The organism is Streptomyces atriruber (assembly GCF_001418325.1).
Lineage (GTDB): Bacteria > Actinomycetota > Actinomycetes > Streptomycetales > Streptomycetaceae > Streptomyces > Streptomyces atriruber.
The window spans coordinates 323-2,929 of record NZ_LIPN01000252.1; the positions used below are offsets into that span (position 1 = coordinate 323).

Consider the following 2,607-nt stretch of genomic DNA (forward strand, 5'->3'; position numbering starts at 1 on the left):
CTCGACGCCACCCTCCACCCGGCCCTGCTGCTCGACTGGTCCCAGGAGCAGCCGCAGGACGACGGCAAGATCTGGTTGCCGTTCACCTGGAACCAGGTCTCCTTGTGGGCCGCGGGAGCGGGCACCGTACGCGTGCGACTGTCGCCCGGTGAGCATGACGAGGCCGAGCGGGAGGTTCGGGTACTCGTCACCGACGCGACCGGGGCGAGCGTCCTGAGCGTGGGATCGGTGACGTTGCGCCCCGCCGACATCGGGCAGCTACAGGCAGCACGGGCGCAGGCGCGGGACGAGGGCCTGTTCGCGGTGGAGTGGGCGCCGCTTCCGGCTCCGCAGGCCGGTGTGGCCGATGGTGGCGGTTGGGTTGCGCTCGCGGATGGTGTCGGCCTGGCCGATGTGGTGTCGGCGGTGGGTGATGAGGTGCCGTGGGCGGTGCTCGCGCCTGTCGTGGGTTGTGCGGGTGACGGTCTGCCGGTGGCTGAGCGGGTGCTGGCCTTGGTGCAGGAGTTCCTGGTGGCGCCCGAGTTGGTCGAGTCGCGGCTCCTTGTGGTGACGCGTGGGGCGGTGGCCACGGGCGGTGACAGCGATGGTGACGTGGATGCGTCGGCGGCTGCGGTGTGGGGTCTGGTGCGCAGTGCGCAGTCGGAGAACCCGGGCCGCTTCGTCCTGCTCGACGTCGACGAGGACCTCAATGCGGTCGGCGGCGGTGACTCGCTGCCGCAGTCCCTCCTGCGCCAGGCCGTCGAAGACCTGGACGAACCCCAACTCGCCCTCCGCGAAGGCGCACTGCTGATCCCGCGCCTGGTCCGCGCGCCCGGTGACGCACTCCTCGCCGCGCCCACCGAGCGCGCCTGGCGGCTGGACAAGGGCAGCGCCGAGACACTGGAGAGCGTCGCGCCGGTCGCCTATCCCGAGATGCTGGAGCCCCTGGCGCCCGGCCAGGTGCGCCTCGGCATTCATGCCGCAGGCATCAACTTCCGCGACGTCCTGGTCAGCCTCGGCATGGTCCCGGGCCAGATCGGCCTGGGCGGCGAGGGCGCCGGTGTCGTGACGGAGGTCGGCTCCGACGTCACGCACCTGTCCGTCGGCGATCGCGTGATGGGCGTGCTCCACGGTTCGTTCGGCCCGATGGCCGTGGCGGACACACGGATGGTCGCGCCGGTCCCGCGAGGCTGGGACATGCGCCAGGCGGCCGGTATGCCCGTCGCGTTCCTGACGGCGTGGTACGGGTTGGTGGAGCTGGCCGGGGTGAAGGCGGGGGAGCGGGTGTTGATCCATGCCGCCACCGGTGGTGTGGGGATGGCTGCGGTGCAGATCGCCCGGCATCTGGGTGCCGAGGTCTTCGCGACCGCGAGCCCGGCCAAGCACGCAGTGTTGGAAGAGATGGGGATCGACGCCGCCCACCGTGCGTCCTCCCGGGACCTCGACTTCGAGGATGTGTTCCGGCAGGCCGTCGACGGCCGGGACATGGACGTCGTACTCAACAGCCTCACCGGCGAGTTCATCGATGCGTCCCTGCGGTTGCTGGGGGAGGGCGGTCGTTTCCTGGAGATGGGCAAGACCGACCTCAGGACTTCCGAAGAGGTGGGTGCGGAGTACCCGGGCGTCACGTACACCGTGTACGACCTGGTCACCGACGCCGGGCCGGACCGCATCGACGTCATGATGCGGGAGCTGGGCGAGAGGTTCGCGTCAGGGGCGCTCGCCCCTCTGCCCGTACGTTCCTGGCCGCTGGACAGGGCACGCGAAGCCTTCCGGTTCATGAGCCAGGCGAAGCACACCGGCAAGCTCGTGCTCGACGTACCCGCACCGCTCGACCCCGATGGCACCGTCCTCATCTCCGGTGGCACGGGTGCGTTGGGGCAGGTCGTGGCCGAGCACCTGGTGCGGGAGTGGGGTGTGCGGCATCTGCTGCTGGCCAGCCGCCGCGGACCCGATGCGCCTGGAAGTCGCGAACTCGCCGAACGACTGGCGGGGTTGGGTGCCGAGGTCGCAGTCGTCGCGGCTGATGTCGGTGATCCGGCTTCGGTGGCGGAGCTGGTCGGGAAGACGGATCCGTCGCATCCGCTCACTGGTGTCGTACATGCGGCGGGTGTGCTGGAGGACGCGGTGGTGACGGCGCAGACCAGGGAAGGCCTGGCGCGGGTGTGGGCGGCCAAGGCGGCTGCCGCGGCGAACCTTGATGAGGCGACGCGCGGGATGCGTCTGGGGTTGTTCGTGGTGTTCTCCTCGGCGGCCGCGACGCTCGGCAGTCCGGGGCAGGCCAACTATGCGGCGGCCAATGCCTATTGCGACGCGTTGATGCAGCACCGCCGGGCCCTGGGCCAGGCAGGTCTGTCGGTCGGCTGGGGCCTGTGGGAAGCCACCAACGACAAGGGAGACGCCACTACAGGCGCCGAGACGGGCAGCGAGACAGGCCCTGGGACGAGCAGCGAGTCGGGTACAGAGCCCGGCACCAGCATCAGCACCGGCACCAGTACCAGTACCAGTACCAGTACGAACACTGTCGGCATGACCGGCGCACTCAGCACCACCGACGTGGCCCGAATGGCACGCATCGGCGTCAAGGCGATGACCACCGCCCACGGCCTCGCCCTGCTCGACGCCGCG

At 70.5% G+C, this 2,607-nt stretch carries 1 protein-coding gene; it reads left to right on the forward strand.

The genetic code is table 11. The annotated features are described in order from the left end of the window. On the forward strand, nt 1-2,607 hold a 2,607-nt coding region (locus AOK03_RS24955; RefSeq protein ID WP_244177731.1), incomplete at both ends, for an SDR family NAD(P)-dependent oxidoreductase.